This is a genomic window from Desulfobotulus sapovorans DSM 2055 (assembly GCF_059569355.1).
Map to the genome: position 1 here is coordinate 121351 of NZ_JCANVJ010000006.1, position 23980 is coordinate 145330.

At 52.9% G+C, this 23980-nt stretch carries 17 protein-coding genes; 11 read left to right on the forward strand and 6 right to left on the reverse strand.

Annotation, left to right across the window (positions count from 1 at the left end; genetic code table 11):
• Positions 1-140: 140 nt before the first annotated feature.
• Positions 141-3068 carry a DUF294 nucleotidyltransferase-like domain-containing protein gene (locus BR04_RS07000; protein WP_496355288.1) on the forward strand — a complete coding sequence of 976 codons (2928 nt, stop codon included), beginning with the start codon at positions 141-143 and terminating at the stop codon, positions 3066-3068.
• Positions 3065-3913 carry a metallophosphoesterase family protein gene (locus BR04_RS07005; RefSeq protein ID WP_496355289.1) on the forward strand — a complete coding sequence of 283 codons (849 nt, stop codon included), beginning with the start codon at positions 3065-3067 and terminating at the stop codon, positions 3911-3913. The genes BR04_RS07000 and BR04_RS07005 overlap by 4 nt, the downstream gene beginning before the upstream one ends.
• Positions 3914-4243: 330 nt before the next feature.
• Here BR04_RS07005 and BR04_RS07010 read toward each other — a convergent pair whose 3' ends face one another.
• The 5 genes from BR04_RS07010 to BR04_RS07030 all read right to left on the reverse strand — a co-directional run bounded on the left by BR04_RS07010 (position 4244) and on the right by BR04_RS07030 (position 7980).
• Entirely contained in the window at positions 4244-6148 is a 1905-nt protein-coding gene (locus tag BR04_RS07010; RefSeq protein ID WP_496355290.1) for a sodium/solute symporter, read from the reverse strand.
• Between the two features lie 203 nt (positions 6149-6351).
• The gene (locus BR04_RS07015) at positions 6352-6624 is read right to left on the reverse strand and encodes a DUF485 domain-containing protein (protein ID WP_496355291.1); all 273 of its coding nucleotides are present in this window, start codon (positions 6622-6624) and stop codon (positions 6352-6354) included.
• Positions 6625-6963: 339 nt separating this feature from the next.
• Complete coding sequence (locus tag BR04_RS07020) at positions 6964-7119, reverse strand: hypothetical protein (protein WP_496355292.1); 156 nt, start codon at positions 7117-7119, stop codon at positions 6964-6966.
• A 25-nt stretch (positions 7120-7144) separates the two neighbouring features.
• Entirely contained in the window at positions 7145-7450 is a 306-nt protein-coding gene (locus BR04_RS07025; RefSeq protein ID WP_496355293.1) for a hypothetical protein, read from the reverse strand.
• Positions 7451-7647: 197 nt separating this feature from the next.
• Positions 7648-7980 (reverse strand): hypothetical protein, encoded by a 333-nt coding sequence (locus BR04_RS07030; protein WP_496355294.1) that lies wholly within the window; start codon positions 7978-7980, stop codon positions 7648-7650.
• A gap of 90 nt (positions 7981-8070) precedes the next feature.
• Between BR04_RS07030 and BR04_RS07035 the strand changes: the two genes are divergently transcribed.
• The 3 genes from BR04_RS07035 to BR04_RS07045 all read left to right on the forward strand — a co-directional run bounded on the left by BR04_RS07035 (position 8071) and on the right by BR04_RS07045 (position 11800).
• Positions 8071-8880: a 2-amino-3,7-dideoxy-D-threo-hept-6-ulosonate synthase gene (locus tag BR04_RS07035; protein WP_496355295.1), complete on the forward strand. Its 810-nt coding sequence runs from the start codon at positions 8071-8073 to the stop codon at positions 8878-8880.
• A gap of 195 nt (positions 8881-9075) precedes the next feature.
• A complete protein-coding gene (locus BR04_RS07040) occupies positions 9076-10866 on the forward strand; it encodes a methyl-accepting chemotaxis protein (protein ID WP_496355297.1) in 1791 nt (596 codons plus the stop codon).
• A 256-nt stretch (positions 10867-11122) separates the two neighbouring features.
• Positions 11123-11800, forward strand: a complete 678-nt coding sequence (locus BR04_RS07045; protein WP_496355298.1) for a substrate-binding periplasmic protein — start codon at positions 11123-11125, stop codon at positions 11798-11800.
• Positions 11801-11951: 151 nt separating this feature from the next.
• Here the strand turns inward: BR04_RS07045 and BR04_RS07050 are convergent, their stop codons facing one another.
• A complete protein-coding gene (locus BR04_RS07050; RefSeq protein WP_496355299.1) occupies positions 11952-15509 on the reverse strand; it encodes a homocysteine S-methyltransferase family protein in 3558 nt (1185 codons plus the stop codon).
• Between the two features lie 234 nt (positions 15510-15743).
• Here BR04_RS07050 and BR04_RS07055 point away from each other — a divergent pair, with 234 nt between their 5' ends.
• The 6 genes from BR04_RS07055 (at position 15744) to BR04_RS07080 (ending at position 23803) form a co-directional block, all read left to right on the forward strand.
• A complete protein-coding gene (locus tag BR04_RS07055) occupies positions 15744-18638 on the forward strand; it encodes a PAS domain S-box protein (RefSeq protein ID WP_496355300.1) in 2895 nt (964 codons plus the stop codon).
• A gap of 71 nt (positions 18639-18709) precedes the next feature.
• Entirely contained in the window at positions 18710-20248 is a 1539-nt protein-coding gene (locus BR04_RS07060; RefSeq protein ID WP_496355301.1) for a methyl-accepting chemotaxis protein, read from the forward strand.
• A 141-nt stretch (positions 20249-20389) separates the two neighbouring features.
• Positions 20390-21379, forward strand: a complete 990-nt coding sequence (locus BR04_RS07065) for an ABC transporter substrate-binding protein (RefSeq protein WP_496355302.1) — start codon at positions 20390-20392, stop codon at positions 21377-21379.
• Positions 21376-22161: an ABC transporter ATP-binding protein gene (locus tag BR04_RS07070; protein ID WP_496355303.1), complete on the forward strand. Its 786-nt coding sequence runs from the start codon at positions 21376-21378 to the stop codon at positions 22159-22161. Before BR04_RS07065 ends, BR04_RS07070 begins: the two co-directional genes overlap by 4 nt.
• Positions 22158-22922, forward strand: a complete 765-nt coding sequence (locus BR04_RS07075) for an ABC transporter permease (protein ID WP_496355304.1) — start codon at positions 22158-22160, stop codon at positions 22920-22922. Before BR04_RS07070 ends, BR04_RS07075 begins: the two co-directional genes overlap by 4 nt.
• Positions 22919-23803 (forward strand): 1,4-dihydroxy-2-naphthoate polyprenyltransferase, encoded by an 885-nt coding sequence (locus BR04_RS07080; protein ID WP_496355305.1) that lies wholly within the window; start codon positions 22919-22921, stop codon positions 23801-23803. Before BR04_RS07075 ends, BR04_RS07080 begins: the two co-directional genes overlap by 4 nt.
• The last annotated feature ends 177 nt before the right edge of the window (positions 23804-23980 follow it).

Below are 23980 nucleotides of genomic sequence, written 5' to 3' on the forward strand. Positions count from 1 at the left end.
CTTTATCCTTGACCAGAGAATACAATTCAACGTATAAAAAACACATCAAAAAATAAAAAAATATCTGCTCAGAAAATCCAAGCCATCATACCGCAACCCACTCTTTTTTCCACCAGGACAAATCCGTATCGGGGGCATGAATGATATCGCACCAAAATTCCGCTCATCTCACGACCTTTCTTGTTCGTTTTATACTCCCCACCATTCTGACCATGGCCCTGTTTCTAACCGCTTTTTTTTCCATCATCATTCCTACCATAGAAAACAACAGCCTCGAAAGAAAAAGGGAAATGATCCGGGAACTGACCAATTCCGCATGGACCATTCTTTCCACCCTGGAAAATGAGGTTCAGCTTGGACGGATTGACACAGCCCAGGCCCAGAGGCAGGCCATGGATCAGATCAAAAACCTGCACTATGGTCATGAAATGAAGGACTACTTCTGGATCAACGACATGTTCCCCCGCATGGTGATCCACCCCTACAGACCCGACCTTGATGGGGCAAGTCTTGCCAATTATACCGACCCTGACGGTAAACGTATTTTTATTGAAATGGTCAAACTTGTGGAAAGCCAGGGAAGCGGCTATGTGGCATACAGCTGGCAATGGCAGGACGAAGAAGCACGCATCATCCCAAAACTTTCCTATGTAAAGGGGTTCGCCCCATGGGGCTGGATTATCGGCACCGGCATCTACATTGATGACGTCAAGGCTGAAATCCGAACCATCACCAACAATCTCATACAAATTTCTCTCTCCATCCTCTTCATCATCTCCCTTCTGCTTACCTTCATCGCTGTACAGAGCTACAAAGCCATGAAAAAACAGCAGATCGCAGAAAAGGCTCTCCGGGAATCCGAAGAAAAATACCGCACCCTCGTGGAATCCGCAGCAGAAGGCATGTTCATGTCCCTTGAAGGTCGCATCATGTATGTGAACCAGACCATTGCAGATCTTCTCGGATATCCTCTGGAAGACCTCCTGTCCATGGAAACTGCCCGGCTTTTCATGCCTGCCGATGACACGGAAGAAGAAAATTTCATGACCCAGCTCCTGGAGGGAAAACATGTCCCCGAACGTTTTGAAGCCCAGATTAAAAACAGAAAAGGCTTAATGATCGACATTACCCTTTCGGCAACCCCCATCTCCCTCGGAGGAAAAACAGGCTTCATGGCCATTGTTTCGGATATTACAACCCGAAAACAGGAACGCAGCCGACTCGGAGCCAGTGAAGAAAAATTCCGTTCCATGGTCAACAATCTGAATGTGGGTTTTTTCCGGATCAGTCTTGGAAAAAATCCAAAATTCATTGAAGCCAACCCGGCATTGGTTCAGCTTTTGGGGCATCCCTCAAAGGAAAGTCTTTTTGCTGAACCCCTGCTTGATTTTTATTTTAACCGGGACGACTACAAAATTTTAGGGCAGACCACAGGACCCCAGGGTCTGAAGCGTGAAATTGTCCGCTTCCTCAAAAAAGATGGTACCCCCTTTTATGCCTCCATATGGGGGGTGCGCGTGCTGGATAAAAATGGAAAAATATCCTGTTTCGACGGTATTCTGGAAGATATCAGCCAGGTGGTGCAGCGGGAGGAAAACAGTGCCACCCTCATCTCCCAGATGCAATCAGCCCTCATGTACCACAATCAGCGCATCGGTGGTCTGCACCTGCACCCCGTCATAAGCTGTCCTTCCCCCCTGCCCCTGTACCAGGCCGCAAGTCTCATGGATACAGAAAATACGGAAGTTCTGCTGGTAAAAGAACAGGACAGAACCATCGGGTGGCTGAGTGACAAAGACATCCGCCAGGCCATTGCCAGACATCTTTCCCCCATGGAAACACCCGTTTCGGCCATCATGTCGGCTCCCGTTCCCACACTCCCGGAACAGGCCTCCGTATTTGAAGCCTGGACAAACATGCGCCACACCCAATCTTCCCATATCTTTATCACCAACAACAAAGGAGACATCATTGGCAATATGGCAGGCAATCAAATCCTTGCAATCCAGCACCACTCCCCGTCCGTTCTCCTGGACGCCATACGGAAAGCCAGCAGTCCGGAGGATATCATCACAAGCAATGCCATTGCCCCTTTTCTTCTGACAACCCTCATCGAGAGCGGTACCCGCCCCCAGAACATCAACAGCCTGACCACCCAGATCAGTGATACCATTCTGACCCAGCTGATCTCCTTTGCCATCAAGGAGCTGGGCACCCCCCCGACAAAATTCGCCTTCATCGTCTTTGGCAGTGTAGGCCGTGAGGAACAGACCCTTAAAACCGATCAGGACAACGCCATTCTTTACGAGGATGTTCCACCTGAACAGGAACCCGCTGTTCAGAAATACTATCTCGCTCTGGGAAAAAAAGTATGCACCTGGATGAATGCTGCGGGCTATACCTTCTGCGAAGGCAACAATATGGCCATGAACCCGGAATACTGCCAGCCCCTCTCCGTGTGGAAGCAGTATTTCAGCCGTTGGATTTTTTCCGCCACAGCCGAAGATCTCCTGAGAATTAAAATTTTCTTTGACTTCCGGACAGCCTATGGTGACCTTTCCATCGAAAATGAGCTGAGGGATCATATCGAAACCATTGCATCGGAAAACTTCAGATTCTTCCAGATGCTCGCAAGAAATATCCTGCAGATGGCCCCACCCATCGGACTTTTTGGCAATTTTATTGTCGAAACATCCGGCCCCAAACGGGGAGCCTTTGAAATGAAGAGCGCCATGATGCCCATTGTGGACTTTGCCAGGATTTATGCCATCAAAAATAAAATCAGAGCCGCCAATACCATCACACGGCTGAATGCCCTCCATGAACTCAAAGTTCTGAATGATATCAATCATCAGGAAATGGTACAGGCCTATACCTACCTGATGCAGATCCGCCTGCGTGTCCATGCAAAAGCCATTGCTTCGGGCAAGCACAGCCCTTCCAACCATGTTTTCCCAAGAAGTCTCACATCCATAGAACAGAAACTCCTCAAGGAAATCTTCTCACAAACCAAAAACTTTCAGGTAAAACTCAGCTATGACTTTACCGGACAGATAAACAACGGATGATACTGATTGTAACCGATACGCACTGCTACTATGACGCAGTGAACAAACACATTGAATACGCGGAAAATGTGCTGGGCTACCCTATCTCCTGCGTCATTCATCTGGGAGACTTTGGCCTCTATGCATCCCACCTTAAGGCCTATTTCAGAAAACACCAGAAACGTTTTTTTAGACCGCTTTATTTCATCGAAGGCAATCATGAAGACTATTATAAAATTCAGGCTTTGGTAAAAGAGTATGAAGACTGCTTCACCTACCTGCCACGGGCCTCCCTCCACACCATAGACGGCCACAGGTTTCTCGCTCTGGGCGGTACGGGCTACATGGATCCCCTGATAACGGGATACGGCACCCTGATCACCAACCCCCAGATTGACCGCTGCCTCGCCTTCCCGCCGGATGCCATTGATATCATCATCACCCACGACTGCCCCACCGGTATCGGTGTTCCCAACAGCCCGGGAGTGCACTACTATCGCAACCCCGGTTTTCCCCGCAGTGAGGAGCTGGTGGAGCATTTCAGCCCCAGGCTCTGGCTTTTTGGTCACCATCACAGGTGGCATGAATATTTTGAGGATGGAACACGCTATCACGGCATCTGCATTGCATGGCGCGGCTTTGCCCTTCTGGATGCCAGCCTGAATCTCATTAAGGTCAACCATGAAATCCGCCTTGGAAAATCCTCGTTCCTGGAAAGACTGCTTGTTTATCTGCACATCATCCGCCCCAGCGGCCCTGCCTACGAAAAAGACCCCGAACCTTCAGCAAAAAACCTCAAAAAGGATGCACCCCTCCCCCTGCTCTGCAACAGAAAAACACGTTCTCCTCTCTGGCTCAAATTTTGAATAAATTTTGAATTCAGGCACCCTGATCCGGTATCAAAATCAGACATCCAGGCCCGTGCCCTATAGGGCCCAAAAATCTTGTTAATTTTATATACACAAGCCCTTTTTAAACAAAAATATCATTGACAAAATAAAACAGGACGGGGTATACGAATCCCGTCTTTTTGATTTTGTGTTTAAAAAATATACAAAATCATCAAATCAAACTACCCGACTGGATTTCATACCCAATCGGGGTTCTTTGACAAAAAAGAAAAGGGGATCGCTCAGATGAACGATCCCCTTTTTCAGATTAATGCATTCAGCAAACTACGGCGCAGCCATCTTCAACTAGGCGTTAACCTTTTTTTTCTGGGTCAGCAGAGAAACCACCACCAGGGTAATGAAGCTTAAGGGAATGGCGATGATACCCGGGTTGTCCAGAGGGATGGGAGCTTTTGCCGTGATCTTATAGAGATCCGCATAGGTGCTGGGAGAGAAAAGGATGATCACAAGGGAGGTCACAATCCCCACAAAGATGGAGGAAACGATTCCCTGGGCTGTGGTCTTCTTCCAGAACAGCATCATGATGATGGCCGGGGCATTGGCTGCGGCTGCCACCGCAAAGGCCAATCCCACAAGGAAGGATACGTTGATACCCTTGAAGATGATCCCCAGAATCATGGCAATGATGCCCACACCAACGGCCGCTGCCTTACCGGCAAGAACCTGTCCCTTGTCCGAGAGGTTGATGCCCATGTAGTTGGACACCAGGTCATGGGCCACAGCACCGGAGCAGGCCACGATAAGACCGGAAACCGTACCCAGAACCGTGGCAAAGGCAATGGCCGAGATACAGGCAAAGAGTACAAGTCCGAAATGTCTCGCAAGAAGCGGGGCGGACATATTGCTGCTCTGAAGATCCAGAACACCCGTCACCATGGCGCCAAGGCCCATGAATACGGTGAGAAGGTAGAAGAAACCGATGGAGCCGATGGCAACGATGGTGGATTTACGGGCATCCTTGGGGCTGGGTACCGTATAATAACGGATCAGAACATGGGGCAGTGCGGAAGTCCCTAAGAAGAGGGCCAGCATCAGGGAAACAAAGTTCAGATTGCCCAGAAAGCCCTTACCTTCACCCAGACTGACCTTGAGGCCCGGCTTCATGATATCGGAACCCGCTGTGGGCGTCTGCTTCCAGAGCATGATCTTGTCTTCACCGTCCATGAAAAGAACTTTTTTGAAACGGATAATTTCACTTCCGGTGATGGTGCTGAGGAATTTAAAGGGACTCGTGGGACCGGTTTTTTCCACTTCCTTACCATCCACAATCAGCTTGCTTGCATGGCCTACCTGAAAGAAACGCTGTTCGGATTTGGGCGCGCCATTGTACATTTCCTCGCCACTGGCAAGATAAGCAACGCTGAGGGCTTCCTTGAGAACATAGTGACCATCGGCCTTTGCAAGAACCCACCAGTTGACAAGTCTGTCCTTTTCAAGCTTGACAAACTGATCCTTGCCTACGGCTACGGAACCCATCAGCTTATAAGACGCATCGGCTACGGCAGCAACCTTACCGGCCTCAACGGTAACGGCAAGGGTCTTGAAATCATGGTAGTCATCTGACGGTTTCTTGTTGATGCCATTGTAAAGAATCCCCATGGTCAGCAGGAAAGAAAAAATGATCAGAAGCCCCCCCTTGAGAAACTGCACATAGGTGGTGGAGGTCATCCCTGCTGTGGCCACGATATAGGTTACAATGGCACCCACGATAATGACGCCCCAGTGGTGCTCCAGACCCAGAAGAGGGGTAATCAGAACACCGGCACCCACCATCTGGGGAATCAGATAGCAGACGGAAACAATGAGCGTACTGATCCCTGCGGCCAGCTCAATCCCTTTGGAGTTGAACTTGAAGTTCAAAGCATCCGTAAAGGTAAACTTACCGTAACGTTTCAGGGGTTCGGCCACAAGGAAAAGGGCCACAACCCAGCCTGCCAGATAGCCGATGGAGTACAGAAAACCATCATAGCCATCAAAGGCGATCATCCCGCAGATTCCCAGGAAAGAGGCTGCGGAAAGATAGTCGCCCGCAAAGGCAATACCATTCACCCCCCAGTGAATGGTACCCCCCGCAGCAAAATACCCCTGCGCCGAAGTGGTTTTTTTGGCAAAAAAGGATGAAAGTCCTAAAACAGCAAGAACAAAGGCAACAAAAATACCCACTGCCAGTGGTGATGGATTGTAAATCATTACGATGACTCCTATGTATTCAATTTGTCTTCTTTTTTCGTAAAAGAATAAAGATACACACAAAAAATCAGCTAAAAAAAAGCACAGGGATGTCCAGGAAAGGAATCTGCCAGGGATTAAAGAGAAAAAATCAATCTGTTAATCCTGATCTTCCGGAGCATATCCTATAAAAAAAACAGGATGATGCCTATAAATGCACCCTCCTACTTATTCAGCTCATCCTCTTTCGCTGTGCAGAGTTTGTTGTAAATAAGCCCCATGATAAAGGCCAGAAAAATAAGTCCAACCCCATAAACAATGGCAAGGTTCAAGCCCGCAAAGACAATGGCTTCCATTGTTCTGGGACTGAGTACATTAATGGCGATAAAGCCTGCATACACAAGTACATACACAAAAAACATGTAGATACCCAGCTTGCTTTTATAGTCCGATGCATGATCCTCACCCCACTCCGTTGCTGGTCCGTGTCCACCCATGAGTCATTTCCTCCTGAAAAATGTTAATACTGCCATGGTTTCCATTACCTCAAACTATGAAAAACTCTGGCTTTTTAAGGATTCACATAGACTTTTCAGCCTCTCCCCCCAAAAAAAAGCCCCAACCAGACACCGATATTGATGTCACAGGGGGCCAGCCCCCATTTCCTCAGGACTCCTGCCAGAGCATTTAAAAAATAAAAAAATTTACGGCTGCTTCATCTGCAAAAAAATCTGGCAAGAGGCTCCCTAAAAAGAACTCTGCCAGCATCCGAATAAAAAAAGCATGATAGTGCTGCATTTTTTTTGCATTTCTGTATTTTCCCGTCCCCCGAGGATTCAATGAAGTCCTCCTGTCAGGGCATAAAAATCCACTTTCACAATGATGTGGCCTTTTAACGTCTCCTGTGCGGATTTGTCAAGTATTTTGCTGATCACCCGATAGCCTGGCAGCAACGTATGCTGCTGCCAGAAACCAGCACCCCAGATACCCATATGGCTTTCTTCCTGCTTCCTCCCATCAATAATCCACCACCTCGACCCCCCTGTAAAGCCCACAGCGTTTTTGCCTTCGCACTTCCTTTCCACACTTTCCTTCTGCCCCCAGCCCCAAGCCCCAAAAAGGTTCCGCAGCCATGCGCACCAAGCCCATGGCTGCAAGACCCAGAAGATCGGGGAAAAATTCTTCTGAAGGAATCCTCATTTTCAAAAACAGCTCATCCACCGACATCCAGCTATCTATGGAACCCCATATTTTCAACATATTACCGGAAAGATTATATATAGTCTCTTCATCCGGAAAAATTCTCACTGGATAGACCGCCATGAATTCCCCCTTTCTTCTCCCCTACAATCCTCACCTTAAAACCTGCCACATCACCCGATTCTTTTTTACACTTCAAAACAATGCAAAATAAAGACCTAAAGCCACAGCCCATGGGGGGTTATCCAAAAAACCTTTATATTATGGATATAAATAAAGACATCACCCCATTTATCCAACGAGATAAAAATACATATTTGCTATTTCCAATATAAAAAAATCCAAATTTGAATAGCGCAAGACAATACAGCCATCCCCAAAAATTGAATCATTCCACATTTTCTGCTGATTTTTTGCCCCATCAATAGGGCCTGAGCTATTTTTTCCTCTTCTGAAACCGGAATGGCCTCCCAAGGCTTTACCGAACGCGCCTTGCCAAAAAACTTGACAAGCTTCTGGTTTTGTCCCATAAGTCCGTCATGAACAGAAACGGATTTCCCATCTTCCGATTTTATTTTGAGAGCTTTTATGGCGTGTTTAGAAACGCCTGGGGTTCTCCTGAAGGTGGGCTGGTCTAAAAGAAGCCCTTGCAAACACACCTCAAGGAACCGCAGGCAGACAAGGCCGACGGTTCCTTTTTTTTATCCCCGCCTGCCCCTGCCTGCACCACAAAGGAGAACACCATGCAGCTTGGCAAACAGGTTCGGCTGGAACGGATTTTCGACCGCAACACCAAAAAAACCATCATTGTCCCCATGGATCACGGAGTCACCGTAGGCCCCATTCCCGGCGTGATTGACCTGAGAAGTGCCGTCAACCGCGTGGCCGAAGGCGGCGCCAATGCCGTTCTGATGCACAAGGGACTCCCCCGCCGCACCCACAGGGGCCATGGAAGGGACATCGGCCTCATCCTCCACCTCTCCGCCAGCACCCATCTCTCCCCTTTTTCCAACACCAAAAGCCTTGTGGCCACCGTGGAAGACGGGCTGCGCCTTGGAGCAGACGGGGTTTCCGTGCACATCAATGTGGGGGACGAAAATGAACGCAGCATGCTGAGGGATTTCGGTGACGTGACCACCCGTGCCAATGAATGGGGCATGCCCGTTCTGGCCATGGTCTACGCCAGGGGGCCACGCATTGAAAATGAGCACCATGTGGATGTAGTAAAGCACTGCGCCCGCCTGGGCGAAGAGCTGGGGGCCGATGTGGTGAAGGTACCCTATACGGGCAACCCGGAAAGTTTCCGTCAGGTGGTGGAGGCCTGTTGTATCCCTGTAGTGATTGCGGGAGGCCCGAAACTGGAAAATGACGCCCAGATCCTTCAGATGGCCTATGACGCCATGCAGGCGGGTGCTGCCGGTCTTTCTCTGGGCCGCAACGTCTTCCAGCATGAGGATCCCACAGCCCTGGTTCGTGCCCTGCATGATATTGTCAATATGGGATTGGCTCCCCAGGCCGCCATGGAAAAGTACCTTTCAGGAAAAAGCAGCTGATATGACGCAATCTCTGAAGGCTGTACAACAGCCTTCAGAGATCCCTCCCCCCCTCCCAACGCAGCGCAACAAAACATCTTTACCTTTCTTCCGCCTGCTTCTATACTTTTACCCTGAAGCCCTCCCGTCCTTGCTGTATCCATGCCCTTACGCCCTGCGATCCATACCGCCAACCGTGTCTTTAAGAGGTGTGCCATGTCCCTTTCCCTGAGACAGCGTTTCATGTTCCCCACCCTCCTTCTTTTCACCGCAGCCCTCATCACCCTTTCCGCCATTGCCTATGCCATGGCAAGACGCGCCATGCTGGATCAGACGGAAGAGCATCTGGCCTTTGTGGCCCGCAGCACAGCCAGCCAGATCTCCCAGTGGGTGGAGGAAAGACGCAGGGATGTGGAAACCTATGCCCTCAATCCCCTTTTCCTTTCCACCCTTCTTGAAAACGAAACAAAACCGGATCTTATCCCCCAGAGTGCAGCCTATCTCAAAGCCAGCATGGACAGCATGGGCGGGCAGTATGAACTCATCGCCATTGCCGATGCCAAAGGCCGTGTCCTCGCCACCTCCGACGGAAGCCATGAAAAGGGGATCAATGTTTCGGGCAGGGCCTATTTCCAGACCAGCATGGGCGGTAATCTCGCCGTGTCCGATGCCATTATTTCCATGGCTTCGGGCAATGCCATTTTTGTCATTTCCGCCCCCATTCTTCACAACGGGAAGGTGGTGGGCATCGCCCTCACTGCCATCAGCCTTGCCATGATGGATCAAAGCTTCATTGCACCGGTGCGTGTGGGATCCGATGGCTTCATCTGGGTGGCCAATGACAGGGGGGATATTCTGGTACATCCGGACAGGAAAAAGGTTTTAAAGGAAAACGTGGGAACGTTTACCTTTTTTTCTGCCATGAAGGAGAGGAAGGAAGGGGTTATGGGCTATGCCATGAAAAACGAAAGCCGGATGGCGGGTTTTGCCCCTATTCCCGCCCAGAACTGGATGCTTGTGGCCTGCGCCCCCCGCGCCTCCCTGCTGGCGGCGGTCAACCGCCTGGCGGGCGGTTCCACCCTGCTGACCCTGATGGCCCTCCTCACGGCCTCCCTCCTCCTTTTTCTCCTCACCCGCCCCCTGATCCGCCAGATCAACCTCAGCACCCTGACCCTGAACGACACCGCCCTGCATGTGGCGGAGGCCTCTGCGGAGCTTTCCGCCTCGGCCCAGAGCTTAAGTGAGGGAACCAACCAGCAGGTGGAAGCAAGTCAGGCGGCAAGCCGCTCCCTTGGTGACATCACTCTGCGCACCCGGAACGTTGCAGCCCATACCGAAGAAGGAAGCCGTCATGTGGAAACCGCCGAAAAAAAACTGAGCGCCACCTGCACGTCCATGGAATCCCTGGTGTCGGCCATGGAGGGCATTGCCTCCGCAGGGCAGAATACGGTGAAAATCATCAAGACCATTGATGAAATTGCCTTCCAGACCAATCTTCTCTCCCTGAATGCCGCTGTGGAAGCCGCCCGTGCAGGCGAGGCCGGAGCCGGATTCGCTGTGGTGGCCAACGAAGTCCGCAACCTTGCCATGAAATCCGCAGAAGCCGCAAAAAACACGGCGGATCTCATCCATGCCACGGTACGGGATGTGGGGGAAGGCATGAAAAAAGTCCGGGAAACTCAAAGCCAGATGAAAAGCCTCCAGGAACAGATGGGCCAGATCCGCACCCTGGTGACAGAACTGAAGGAAAACGCCAGGGAAAATGCCAAGGGACTGGACAGTATCGCAGAGCATCTCCACGCCATTGAAAAAGCCACAGGTGAAAATGCCGCCAATGCGGAAGAGTCCGCAGCCGCTTCTGAAGAAATGAACGCCCAGGCAGAACAGCTCAGGGCCATTGCCACAGACCTTGCCTTCACCTGCAACGGAAAGGGGGCCGAATGTCCGGCCCCCGTGGAATCATCACTTTCCGCCCTGCCCCGTCTTCAGACTTCCAGGGTGGCATAGGCACTCACACAACCTATTGACAATACCTGCTTCTGTATCTTATTGTCATTACCAAGCTGAACAGCGTTTCAAGATATAAATCTCCTACTCTTAAACAGAATAGGGATAATACACTAAATGTTTTTTGCGCAAAAAATGTATTATCCCGAGTAACGGAAAACCACTGAATCAAAAAAAGGAGACGCCTGTGAAAAAAATTATCTTTTTTATCAGCCTGTACCTGTGCTGCACCCTTTCCGCCTTTTCTGAAGAGACCGTGGTAAAACTTGCCATAGGAGAGTGGGCGCCCTTTACTTCTGAAAAAGAACAGAATGGAAAACTCGCTGAAGAAGTCGTTTCAGCAGCCTTCGGACTTGAAGGAATCCGTGTCGAATATGCCTATTTCCCCTGGGCACGGAGCATGGCAATGACTGAAAATGGAGACTATGACGGCACCTTTCCCTGGCTTAAAACAGCGGACAGAATGGAAATTTTCCATCCGAGTCAAAACAGCCTGATACAGGATGAAGGCGTTTTCTTTCATCTGAAAACAACACCCTTTGACTGGAAGACCCTGGAAGACCTGAAAAAATACAGGGTCGGAGTCACCATCGGATACGCAAATGAGGGAATTTACAAAAAGGCGGGAATCAAGGCTGATGCGGTTCCAAAGGAAGAGCTGAATTTTAAAAAAATGCTGGGTGACAGAATTGATGTGTATCAGACATCAAAAGCTGTAGGGTATTATATGATCAACAAATTTTTCACACCTGCGGAAGCCACCCAGTTTACCCATCACCCCACCCCTACTGCCATGGACAACTACTATATATTATTCCCAAAAAAGAGTCCTAAAGCTAAATTCTTTAACGAAAAATTTGATTCAGGATTTGCCAAACTGAAAGCATCGGGGGAATATGACAGAATTCTTGCGAAATACATGGGAAAATCCTGAGATTTCCACAATACCTGTCCAATTATAGCCTTACTCGCAAACGCCACCCTGTACAGAATCACAAAGAGTAGCCTGATCCCTCCTGCTCCAAAAAGAAGGGGGCCGAATGCCCGGCCCCCATGTAATCTTCAGTTCCCGCCCTTCCCCGTCTTCAGACTTCCGGACTGACGTACCCCGCATCCTTATGAAAAACCACCAGAGCGGCCGTGGTGGAGGTGGGGTGAAATTCCCCCGCCTCCGTCAGGATAATTCCCAGCTCTTCGGCCTTAAGAAGACGATACAGCACCCCGTTTTCCTCCAGGGGAATACCGGGATAACCCGGAGAATAACGGCTCCCCGAATCCAGCCCGGAAAGGGCCTTCAGTCTTTCGTGTAAAAGCCCTGCAAGATCTTCGGCAACACGGTCGGAAAGCCCCTGAAGAAGATGGGCGCTTTCCGTATCCCCTGCGGCCTTGAAGGCCTCCACAGCTTCTGAAGATGCCCGCCCCGCCGTGGCAATCTGAAGCCCCACACAGTCCCTTTTACCATCCCCAAAGGGTCTTACAAAGTCCGCCACACAGAAAATATCCTTGTTGCCGGAGCCGGTCTGCATCTGTGTATGGATGCGGGCCACTTCCTGGCCTGGATTTTCCGGATCAAAGAGCACAAGATCCTGCCCCTCGCTGTTCGCCGGAAAGAGGGCCACACGGCCTGAAGGTCGGATCAGTCCTTCCCTCTGCGCCCTTTCCATCCAGACTTCATAAAGATGCTGGCCATCCCTTCTGTCCTTTCCCATCTTCCAGTTCAGGGCAAAAAGCCCTTTTTCGTGGATGCCGATCTCCCTCAGCAGGGGGGAAAGGGTTTCTGCCGCAAAAGAATGACTTTCCGGATGGTTTCCAAAATCAGGCTTACGCCGTGGCAGGGTGGCCAGAAGCCCGGACTTTTCCTTTGCCCTCTCCTGGCCTGCCTGCCATGCGCCAAAGAGCTTTTCCCGGTTTTCCCCAATCACGGCTTCCCTTCTGGCAGAAATTAACCCTTCCATGAGATTCACACTGTCCATGGCGGTCTGGCAGTAAAAGACATCGGGCTTGATCTTTTCCACATCTCCGCCCCCCCGCAGGGCCACGGTGGCGGCATGGCGCAGGTTCACGGGTGCTCCGCCCACAAAGACCGGAATGGAAAGCCCCAGTTCATCCATGCGTTTGACCACAGTAATCATGTGATTGGCCGTCTGAACGAGAAGGGCGCTCATGCCGATGGCGTCCGCCTTTTCCCGGATGGCCGTTTCCACGAAGGCGTCCACCGGCACCTGTACCCCAAGGTCAATGACCCGGAATCCGTAATTTTCCAGCAGCGTCTTGGTGAGATCCTTTCCGATGGAATGCACGTCCTGGTACACCGTACCCATGACAATGGTGGCCTTGAAGGCCTCCTTTACAACCCCTTCGGCCATGATATTTTCGAGAAAGCCCATGACAGCCTTCATCACGTCCGCAGCCTTCAGAAGATGGGGCAAAGAGGCCTCCCCTGCGGCAAAGCGTTCGCCCAGCACATTCATGGCATCCATGAGATAGTCACTGATGAGGACAAGGGGCGGAAAATCCTCCAGGGCCTTCACCGCATCCAGAACAATGTTGTCCTGATAGGCAATCTCCCGGCCCTTCCAGCACACCACACCCGGCTCCCGCTTTTTGAAACCATCCTTGATCTTTTCCCTCAGGGTCTCCGCAGGCGAAAGCCCCTCATAGGAAGAGCGTTTTTCCACCTTGCGGCCCTGCTTGCGCTCGGCAATGTCCTCAAGCGCGGCATAGGCCTCCATGTCCCGTTCCAGCACCACCTTCAGGCCCAGGGCGTAATCTCCGGCATCCAGACTTTCCACAGGGGCGTAGTGGTTGGGATTCACGATGGCTGCATCCAGCCCCCGCTTCCGGCCCTCATCGAGAAAGACGGAGGTGAGCACCAGGCGCATATAGGGCTTTTTCGCAAGGCCGTTGGTCAGGTTGCTGACACCGATGGTGGTCATGATGCCGGGATGGGCCGCCTTGATGAGGGGAATGGAGGCAAGGGATTCCAAGGCAAAATTCATGCCCTCCACCGACTCGGAACCAATGGGAAAGGCATTGATGTCGATGAGAAGCTGATCCGCGGCCACACCATAGAGAGAGGCCGTTTCCACCAGACGGCCGGCAATGGCTTTTTTGCGCTCCCTTGTCTGGGCCGGGCCTTCATCGTCCGCAGCCAGGGCAATATATAAAGGATGGTGAAAGGCCGTATGGCGACAGATGAAATCCGCCTTGGAGGCTTCCCCATGACCCTCCATGGAGATGGAGTTGATGAGCGGACGGCCGGGATAGGCCTTCACCGCAGCGATGAGGGCATCGGCGTCAAAGGAATCGATGCACAGCGCCCCCGGAAAATCCACGCAGACCCCCTGAATCACCTGGGGCAGCACAGTTTTCGTATCCACAATGTTGGAGTCCATGCACACATCCAGCACCTCACAGCCCAGATCCTCCAGCTGCTCCCGCACCACCTCCTCCAGGGCATCCATGTCCGGAAGGCCATCGTGCTCTACCGCATCCCTCACCTTTTTGGAGCCCCGCACGTTGAGCCTTTCCCCGATACGGATAAGCTGGGCCTCGCTTTCAAGGCGCACGGCCCTTCGCGGCCCGGCGAGATACACCCCGCCTTCGGGCTTTCTCTCTTTGGGCTTCCGCTTTCCGGCCTCTTTGGCCACGGCCCGGATATGGGCCGGGGTGGTACCGCAGCATCCGCCCACAATGTTGATGCCGTAGGTATCCATGAATCTGGCCAGATGTCCGGCCAGATCTTCGGGCGACTGGGGAAAGACCGTTCTGCCCCCAATGTTTTCCGGAAGCCCCGCATTGGGCAAAACGGAAATGGGAAGGGGGCTGAAACGGGAAAGTTTTGCCACCGTGGGCTCCATGAGATCCGGGCCGATGGAGCAGTTGATGCCCAGGGCATCTATGCCGATGCCGGACAGGGTAATGATCACGGAATGGATGTCCGTGCCGAAAATCTGCATACGGCTGTGGGCGTCCACCGTCACCTGACACATGATGGGCAGGCGCACGGCCTTTTCCCTCATGGCCTTCTGGGCTCCCGAAACCGCGGCTTTCAGCTCCAGCATGTCCTGCTGGGTTTCAAAAAGGAGCACATCCACCCCGCCATCCACAAGACCCGAAACCTGCACCCGGAAATTTTCCTCGATGCTTTCCCAGTCTCCCCTGTGCAGATCCGCCTCCGTGGGTGAAAGCACAAAGTTGGAAGGCCCGAGGGAGCCCACCACAAAAAGGGGCCTGCCATCATAGGCCGGGGAGGCCGCGAACAGCTCCTTGGCCTCTTTGGCGATGGCAGCCCCCTCGCGGCTCATCCAGTAGGCCATCTCTTCCGGAGAAAGGCGGTTCAAAAGAATGCCTTCGGGGATGTTCTCAAAAACCCCCGTATCCAGATCCGAAAAATCAAACTCCTGAAGTCTGAGGGGGCTTGCGCCAAAGGTGTTGGTTTCCACCCCGTGGGCTCCCGCCTCAAAATAGGCCAGATGAATATCCCGCAGGGCCGAAGGTCTGGAAAAAACCAGCATGTCCGAGAGCATTTCATAGGATTCACCGCCAAAATCCGCTGCGGTCAGGCCAAGGTTCTGGATCATGGTACCCATGGCACCGTCTAAAACAAGAATGTGGGATTTCAGGGCTTCAAGAAATGTCATGGTCAACCTTTCGGATAAGGACAAAACAGGCATTGTGATACACATGAAGGGATTAGCATATCTGGATCTATTGATCTACCGGTTTTTCACCCCGTAGTCCACTTTCCTCTGTCCGATAAAAAACGCAGACTCCGAAATAGAGACAACGCCTTTTTCTTTTCCCTCTGCCATGCTATGGAGAATAAAATACTTTCTGTACAACTATCTGTAACCCAAGCTTTCAAGGTAGCCGTGATGTATCTGGATCTGATTCTCAATCTGAGCCTGCTCATCGCCTTAAGCGTCCTCTCCGGTTTTATTGCCAGACGCTGGCCCAGGGGAACCCGCCTGGCCCCCTGGATGCAGGGGGTTCTGTTCGGTACTGCGGCTGTCATCGGTATGCTGAAGCCCCTTGTGCTCGGCCCCGGCCTTGTCTTTGATGGCCGATCCGTGATGATCAGCCTCTGCACCCTGTTCCATGGCCCCATCGCCGGAGGTCTTGCCGCCCTCATGGCCATCCTCTGCCGGATACAGATGGGCGGTGTGGGTGCCGTCACCGGGACACTGGTCATCCTGTCCTCCATGGGCATTGGCCTGATGGCCCATGTTCATCTGAAACCCGGAAGCCGCATTCCTTCCACAGTCTATCTTTTTGTCTTCGGCATCGCCGTTCATCTTGCCATGCTGGCGCTCATGCTGACCCTGCCGAAGGATGTGGCCTGGCAGGTTATTTCCACCATCACCCTGCCCATTTTTCTCATCTACCCTCCGGCGACCATCCTGGCAGGTAAGGTTCTGGCAGAACAGGAATTTTCCACCCAGTATCTGAAAGAAATGGAAAACTCCCGAAAAAATCTGGATATTACCTTGAAATCCATAGGGGATGCCGTCATTGCCACGGATATCAAAGGCCGCGTCACCCTCATGAATCCTGTGGCCGAAACCCTCACCGGATGGACACTGAAGGAAGCCCAGAAACAACCGCTTACGGAAATTTTCCGCATTCTCAATGCCCATACCCGAAATCCGGTGGAAAACCCCGTGGAAAAGGTCATCCTCACTGGAAAAGTTGAAGGACTGGCCAACCATACCCTGCTCATCACCAAAGAAGGTCAGGAAATCCAGATTGCCGACAGTGCCGCCCCCATCATCCGGGAGGATGGTCTTCTCACCGGTGTGGTTCTGGTTTTTCGGGATGTAAGAGAAGAATACCGCAATCAGGAAAAAATAAAAAACAACGAAGCCCTGCTCCGGGAAATGGGCCATATTGCCCATATCGGTGCCTGGGAATATAACCCGGAAAGAGACACGCTGAACTGGACCGATGAGGTCGGCCGTATCCATGATCTCCATCCCGAAGAAAAAATCTCCACGGAAAAAAGCCTCTCTTTTTATACCGATGCCTCCCGCAAACGGCTTGAAACCGCCATAGAGACAACCCTCGCGGAGAAAACCCCCTTTGATCTGGAACTGGAAATGTTTTCCGCCCAGGGGAAGCACAAATGGGTTCGCACCATTGGTCATCCGGTAGTCCTGAAGGACAGGGTGGTACAGGTTCGGGGAACCTTCCAGGACATCAGCCGGCAAAAACAGTCCGAAGAAGCCCTCAGAGCCAGTGAGGAAGACTACCGCAGACTTTTTGAAGAACATGCGGCGGTCAAGCTCATCCTTGACCCGGAAACCGGATCCATTGTGGATGCCAATGCCTCCGCCGTGCGCTATTATGGATGGTCTCGGGAAGAACTCCGCAGCATGAAAATCCAGGACATCAATACCCTGCCCGAAGACGCCGTACGCAAGGAAATAGAACGCATCAAAAAAGAAGGCCGGATACACTTTGAATTCCAGCATCGAAGGGCGGATGGCAGCATTCGGGATGTGGCCATCTTCTCCAGCCTCATCCGCATGAAAAACCGGGAGTATCTTCACTCCATCATCCACGATATCAGTGAACGCAAGCGCCTTGAAATCGAACTTCGCCAGTCCCAGAAAATGGAGGCGGTGGGCAAACTGGCCGGTGGTATCGCCCACGACTTCAACAACATGCTGGGCATCATCCTGGGTCATGCGGAACTGATCATGGGTCGCCTGCAAGCCCAGGATCCGCTGATTCAGGATCTGAAGGAAATTCAGAAGGCGGCCAACCGCTCCGCAGCCCTTACCCGCCAGCTGCTGACCTTTGCCCGCAGACAGACCATCTCACCCAGAATTCTCTACCTCAACGATATTATTGAAAACATGCTGATCATGCTGCGTCGGCTCATTGGAGAAAACATTGATCTGCAATGGCATCCTGGCAGAGATCTGTGGCGGGTGGAGATGGATCCAAGCCAGGTGGATCAGATTCTTGTGAACCTCACCATCAATGCAAGGGATGCCATCCGGGATACGGGCAGGGTGACCCTTGAAACGGCCAACATCCACTCGGGTGACCTCCCTGAAAACCATCGGGAACTTCCCTCTGGAGACTTTGTGGTTCTCACTGTGACGGATAACGGCTGCGGCATGGACAGTGAGGTAATGTCCCAGCTTTTTGAACCTTTTTTCACCACCAAGGCTCTGGGAGAGGGAACGGGTCTGGGCCTTTCCACAGTTTACGGTATTGTCCGACAGAACCGGGGCTTTATTCAGGTGTACAGTGAACCGGGCGAAGGCAGTTCCTTCCGCATCTATCTTCCAAAGGCAAAGGAACAGACACCTTCCCAGAACCCCAGACCCGTCTCTCCCCCTCCCATCGGCCAGGAGGGGATTCTGCTTGTGGAAGATGAACCTGCCCTGTTGAAACTCACCACCCGTATGCTCACCCACCTGGGGTACAGGGTTCTTGCCGCAGCCAGTCCCAAGGAAGCCCTGAGCCTCGCAGAAAAGTATGCCGGAGAAATCCACCTTCTCCTCACAGACGTTATCATGCCGGAAATGAATGGCCGGGATCTGGCCCAGCATCTGATGGAAAAATACCCTGAAATGAAGTGTGTTTTCATGTCCGGCTACACTGCCAATGTCATTGCCCAGCATGGCGTCCTTCAGGCTGACCTGCATTTCATACAAAAACCCTTTTCCATCAAGGAAATAGCAGATATCATCAAAAAAACCCTGACCCTTCCTGCTCAGAACACGGCTCTGGAACAGCTCACGGAAAAAAGGTTTTAAGGGTCTCACCCGGCCTTCCGTATTTTGACGGTAAAAAATCCGGGCCTTTCCCCCCTGCCAAGGAGTTCCTCATGTCTCCCAACTCCCAGCGTCTGGCTCCACAACACCGCCTGCTTTTCCGCATCAGCGCCATGGTACTGCTGCTTTCCACCACAATCCTGGGACTCCTCGGGGCCTGGCAGTATCAGGCTGCCAAAGCACGTTTTGAAAAAAATATGGAAGCGGATGCCAGCCTCATCATCGACAGGCTGGGCCAGACCCTTGTGGAACCTTTTTATAATTTTGACATGGCCCAGGTCTATCTGACCCTGCAATCGGAAATGAAGGACAGACGGCTTTTCGCTGTGGCAGTTTCCGAACCCCAGAATCAGAAGCTCATCCTCTGCATCGCCCGCAACGCCGAAGGCAGTCCAGAAACGGTCAGGGGTCTTCCCGAAAACAGGGGAATTGTCCGAAAAATCCCCATTGTGCAGCATGGGGAAGCCCTCGGCTCCGTCACCGCAATTTTTGATTCCGGCTACTACAGGGACGGACTCCGGGAAATCATCCGGGAAATTCTCATCACCATTTTTGTGCTCGACCTCCTGCTCTTCGGAACCCTGGTCTTTTCCCTGAGACGCATCGTCATTCTGCCCCTGCGCCGCCTCATTGCCGCTGTTCAGGATGTGGCTCAGGGCAGAGGCGATCTGACCCGCCGGATTCCCATCCAGTCCAGGGATGAAATGGCCCTGCTTTCCCTGTGGATGAATACCTTTGTGGACAGCCTGGAGACCAAGGCCCAGATTGCCCGCAAGGTGGCGGACGGGGATCTCACCGTGTCCGTGCCCATCCTCTCGGATCAGGATACTCTGGGCCAGGGCTTGGCCACCATGGTGCGCAGACTGGCAAGGGCCGCCTCGGAAGTACGCGCTGCCGCCCGTCACAGCGTCAATGCCAGCCGGGATGTCTTTGCCATTTCCGAACGCCTCAGTCAGGGCACCCTGCGCCAGGCGGATGCGGCAGAACACCTGACCCACAGAATGCGGGAGATCAGCCTTGCCGTCTCCCGCAACCTGGCCACGGCCAGACGCACGGAAAACGGTGCCCTGGAAGCTGCAAGTCAGGCCGAAGCCAGCGGAAAGGCCGTGGAAAATGCGGTGCAGGTCATGGCGGATATCACCAAACGTATCGGTATTGTGGAAGAGATTGCACGACAGACCAACCTTCTGGCCTTAAATGCCGCCATTGAGGCGGCACGCGCCGGGGAACACGGCAGGGGCTTTGCCGTGGTGGCCGACGAGATCCGCAAACTTGCGGAAAAAAGCAGGGCTTCTGCCATGGCCATTGCCAAGGTGGCAAAAGATGGAGGAACACTGGCGCAAAATGCCAGAGAACACCTCCAGTCTCTGATTCCGGAAATCCAGGCCAATGCGGACAGGGTGCGGGAAATCCGGGCCGCCAGCGATGAGCAGGCCCAGGCCATCGGTGAGGCAACGGAATTTTTGGGCGGTCTTGAAACCGTGGTTCAGGCCAATGCCGAAGCCGCAGACCAGATGTCCGCCGCTTCCCGGACTCTGAACCACATTGCCGATCAGCTGGAAAGTCAGGTGCAGACCCTGAAGATCACATAAACCAGAGACAGCTCCAGATCTTTAGAGGGAAACCTTCCGTCCGCCAACAAGGCTGGGTGTTGACAGGAAAGGGTGCTTTTGCCTATTAGTGCTGCAAAGGAAATCGTGTTCCTGTCCTGAATCCTCCGGAGTGTCCATCCCATGCGCATCCTCTTCATCTTTCTTGCCAACATGCTCATCTGCCTTTCCGTTCAGGCAAGCCCCCTCAGGGTTGCCCTTCTCCCCATTCCCGATGCCCTGCCCTTCCATGTGGCCGAAAGCCAGGGCTATTTCAAGGAAAAGGGGCTCAGCGTACAGGCCATCCCCGTGGCTTCAGCCCTGGAGCGGGATCAGCTCATGCAGGCGGGCCGCATCCACGGCATGGTCAACGAAATGGCGGGAACGGCCAGTTTCAACAGAGATGGCCTGCGTATGCAGATCCTCCAGATTGCCAGACGCCCCATGGGAAGCTTTCCCCTCTTCCGTATCCTGGCCCGACCGGGGAGCGACAAAAAAACACTCTTTGACCTGAAAAACACAGCCATTGGCGTGAGCCGTCACACCATTATTGAGTATCTTACGGATCGCATGCTCCAGGGAGCCGGTGTCCATGATGCGACAATCCGCTCCGTTCCCGCCATTCCTGAACGATTTCAGCTCCTCATGCAGGGAAGGCTTGAAGCGGCGGTCATACCCGACCCACTGGCATTCGCCGCCATGCAGCAAGGTGCTGTGGAAATTGCCAACGATCTGGAAGCTCCCTTCTACAGTGCCAGCGTCCTGAGCTTTGACATCCGTACCATCCGGGATGACAGGAAAACCCTGGAGACCTTTCTTCAGGCCTGGAACCGGGCCTGCAGGGTCATCAACGCGCATCCCGAAACTTTCCGGAATCTTTTCCTCCAAAAAGTCCGGATACCGCCTGAGGTTCAGGGGAGTTTCCCCCTTCCCTCATTTCCCGTGGCCGAGCTGCCCTCTCCTGCCCAGTGGGAGGACATGATGGCCTGGATGGTGGCCAGAGATCTGCTTCCCGCCCCCCTCACCTACAGGGACAACATTGCGGATTTTTTCCCTGAAACACTCCCTGAAACTGTTTTGAAGGACAGCTCCTCCGGTACCCCCGATCCTTCCGGAGAACACGGTCAGCCATGAGCATGATCCGCATTCAGGGCCTCTCTTTCGGGTATCCGGGAAAACCCGCCCTTTTTGAAAATTTTTCTGTAGATATCCCCAAAGGGGAATCCTGGGCGCTGATCGGCCCTTCGGGCTGTGGCAAATCCACCCTGCTGGCCCTTGTAGCGGGCCTGAAACAGCCCTTAAAAGGCGACATCCACATTGAGGGTCAAAAACTCACACGCCCACGACCGGAAAGTGGACTGGTTTTCCAGGATCATGGCCTTCTGCCCTGGGCCACAGTGGAAGACAATGTGGCTCTGGGGCTGAAAATCCGGAACTTCTACGGTGCCGATGGCCGTCACACCCCGACTTCATGGCGTATGGACACAAAGGGATATGCAATGACTATCCGGCGCTGGATGCAGCACCTGGGTCTTGACGGTAAGGAAACCCTCTATCCCGCCCAGCTTTCCAGAGGCCAGCGCCAGCGGGCCGCCATTGCCCGCACCCTGATCATGGAACCGGATCTTCTCCTCATGGATGAGCCCTTTTCCGCTCTGGATCCCCCCATCCGGGAAGAACTCCAGAGCCTCATGGCCCGGTTGGGAAAGGATCAGTGCCTCACCCGCATCACCGTTACCCACGACATTGCCGAAGCTGTCATTCTGGGCGAAAAAATCCTCCTGGCCCGCAGCACGACCAACCGAATCCCACAGATTCTTGACAATCCTCTGGCCCTTGAAGCGGAGCCGAGAAACCATCCGGATTTTTCCGCCATATGCGCGCAGATACGGGAATGCATGGGGGAACGGCCATGAAAGAAACAGGATTCCGGCTCCTTGACCCCTGTATCGGCCTTGCCATACTTCTCCTTATCTGGCAGGTCGGCGCCTTTGCCCTGGCCCGGCCCATCCTCCCCGGCCCCCTCACCGTACTTCCCCTTTTTTTTCAGAACCTTCCCGGAGAACTGGGGCTGCATTTTCTTGCCAGTGCCGCACGGGTCATCCTTGCCATTGTGCTTGCCGTATGCAGTGCCGCTCCCCTGGGTCTTGCCCTGGGGCAGTCCCCCCGGATCAACGCCCTTTTCTCTCCCGTGATCAGCATTCTCTATCCCGTACCCAAAATCGTCTTTCTCCCCGTCATCTACGTTCTTATGGGCATCAGCGATGCCTCCAAAATTTTTCTCATCTCCCTCATTCTTTTTTTCCAGATTCTTGTGGTGGTACGGGATGAGGCCGCAAACCTCACCCCGGAGCTCATCGCTTCGGTACGCTCCCTCGGTGCAGGCCGCAGGGCCCTTTTCCGCTTTGTCTATCTGCCCGCCACCCTGCCCGCCATCCTGACAGCCCTGCGGGTTTCCACAGGCACGGCAGTCGCCGTCCTTTTCATTGCGGAACAGGCCCTGACCCAGTGGGGACTGGGCTACTATATCGTCGTGGAAACCTATCAGGTGCTGCGCTATCCCCAGATGTACACCGGTATTCTGGCCATGGGCCTTCTGGGCAGCCTGCTCTATGGGGCCATCCGTATCATTGAAAAAAAATTTGCCCCCCACCTTTTCATCAAGGAGCAGGCATGACCACCATCTCCAGAAAAGAGGCCTGGATTCTGGCCACAAGACCGAAAACCCTGCCTGCGGCCTTAGGCCCCGTCCTTCTCGGAGCGGCATCCGCCTTTCATATGGGAAAATTCCACCTTCTTTCCGGCATACTGGCCCTCATCACAGCCCTCCTCCTCCAGATTGCCGTCAACCTTGCCAACGACTATTTTGACGCAAAGGCAGGCCATGACACGGAAAAACGCTTAGGTCCCCTACGGGTTACCCAGAGCGGACTTCTCCCCGCAAAGGCAGTGGTTGCCGCCATGCTCTGCTGCATGGCGCTTGCCCTGCTTTCGGGCCTTTATCTTATTTTCAGGGGAGGCCTTCCCGCCCTTGCCATTGCCCTCGTCTCCCTTATCGGTGTTCTGGCCTACTCCGCAGGCCCCTTTCCCATGACGGAAAAAGCCCTCGGAGAAGCTGCGGCTTTTTTCTTTTTCGGCCCTGTCGCCGTCTGCGGTACGGCCTGGGTGATGGCCCTGAAATTTTCCCCCACGGCCCTTTTGGCCTCTCTGCCTGCGGGCCTGCTCATCGCAGCCATTCTTTCGGTGAACAACATCCGGGATATGGAAAGTGACGCCTCCACAGGAAAACGCACCCTGGCCGTGCGCATGGGAGCCATCCCCAGCCGTTATTTCTTCACGGCACTGGTGGCAGGTGCTTACCTCTTTCCCCTAAGTCTTGTTCTGGGAGGCAGCTCCTGGATGCTTCTCGTTTTTCTTTCCCTGCCCAAAGCCATTGTGCTGATCCAGTCCATGTGGCACATGGACGGAAAACTCCTTAACGAAGTCTTGGCGGATACGGCAAACCTTTCGTTTTTATTCTGCCTTTTCTACAGCATCGCCCTGGTCATTGAAAAATAAGAATTTTTATACTCCAAACGGTCATCTCTGTGACACTTGAAAACCTGAAGCACACTGCCCCAAAATGCTCTTACAATGTTTCAGTACCGATCTCCGTCTCAAAAATGACCCTGCAAAGTATCAAACAGATTTTTTTTAACTGAAAATGTCACATACACCACAGGCCCCCGTATAAGG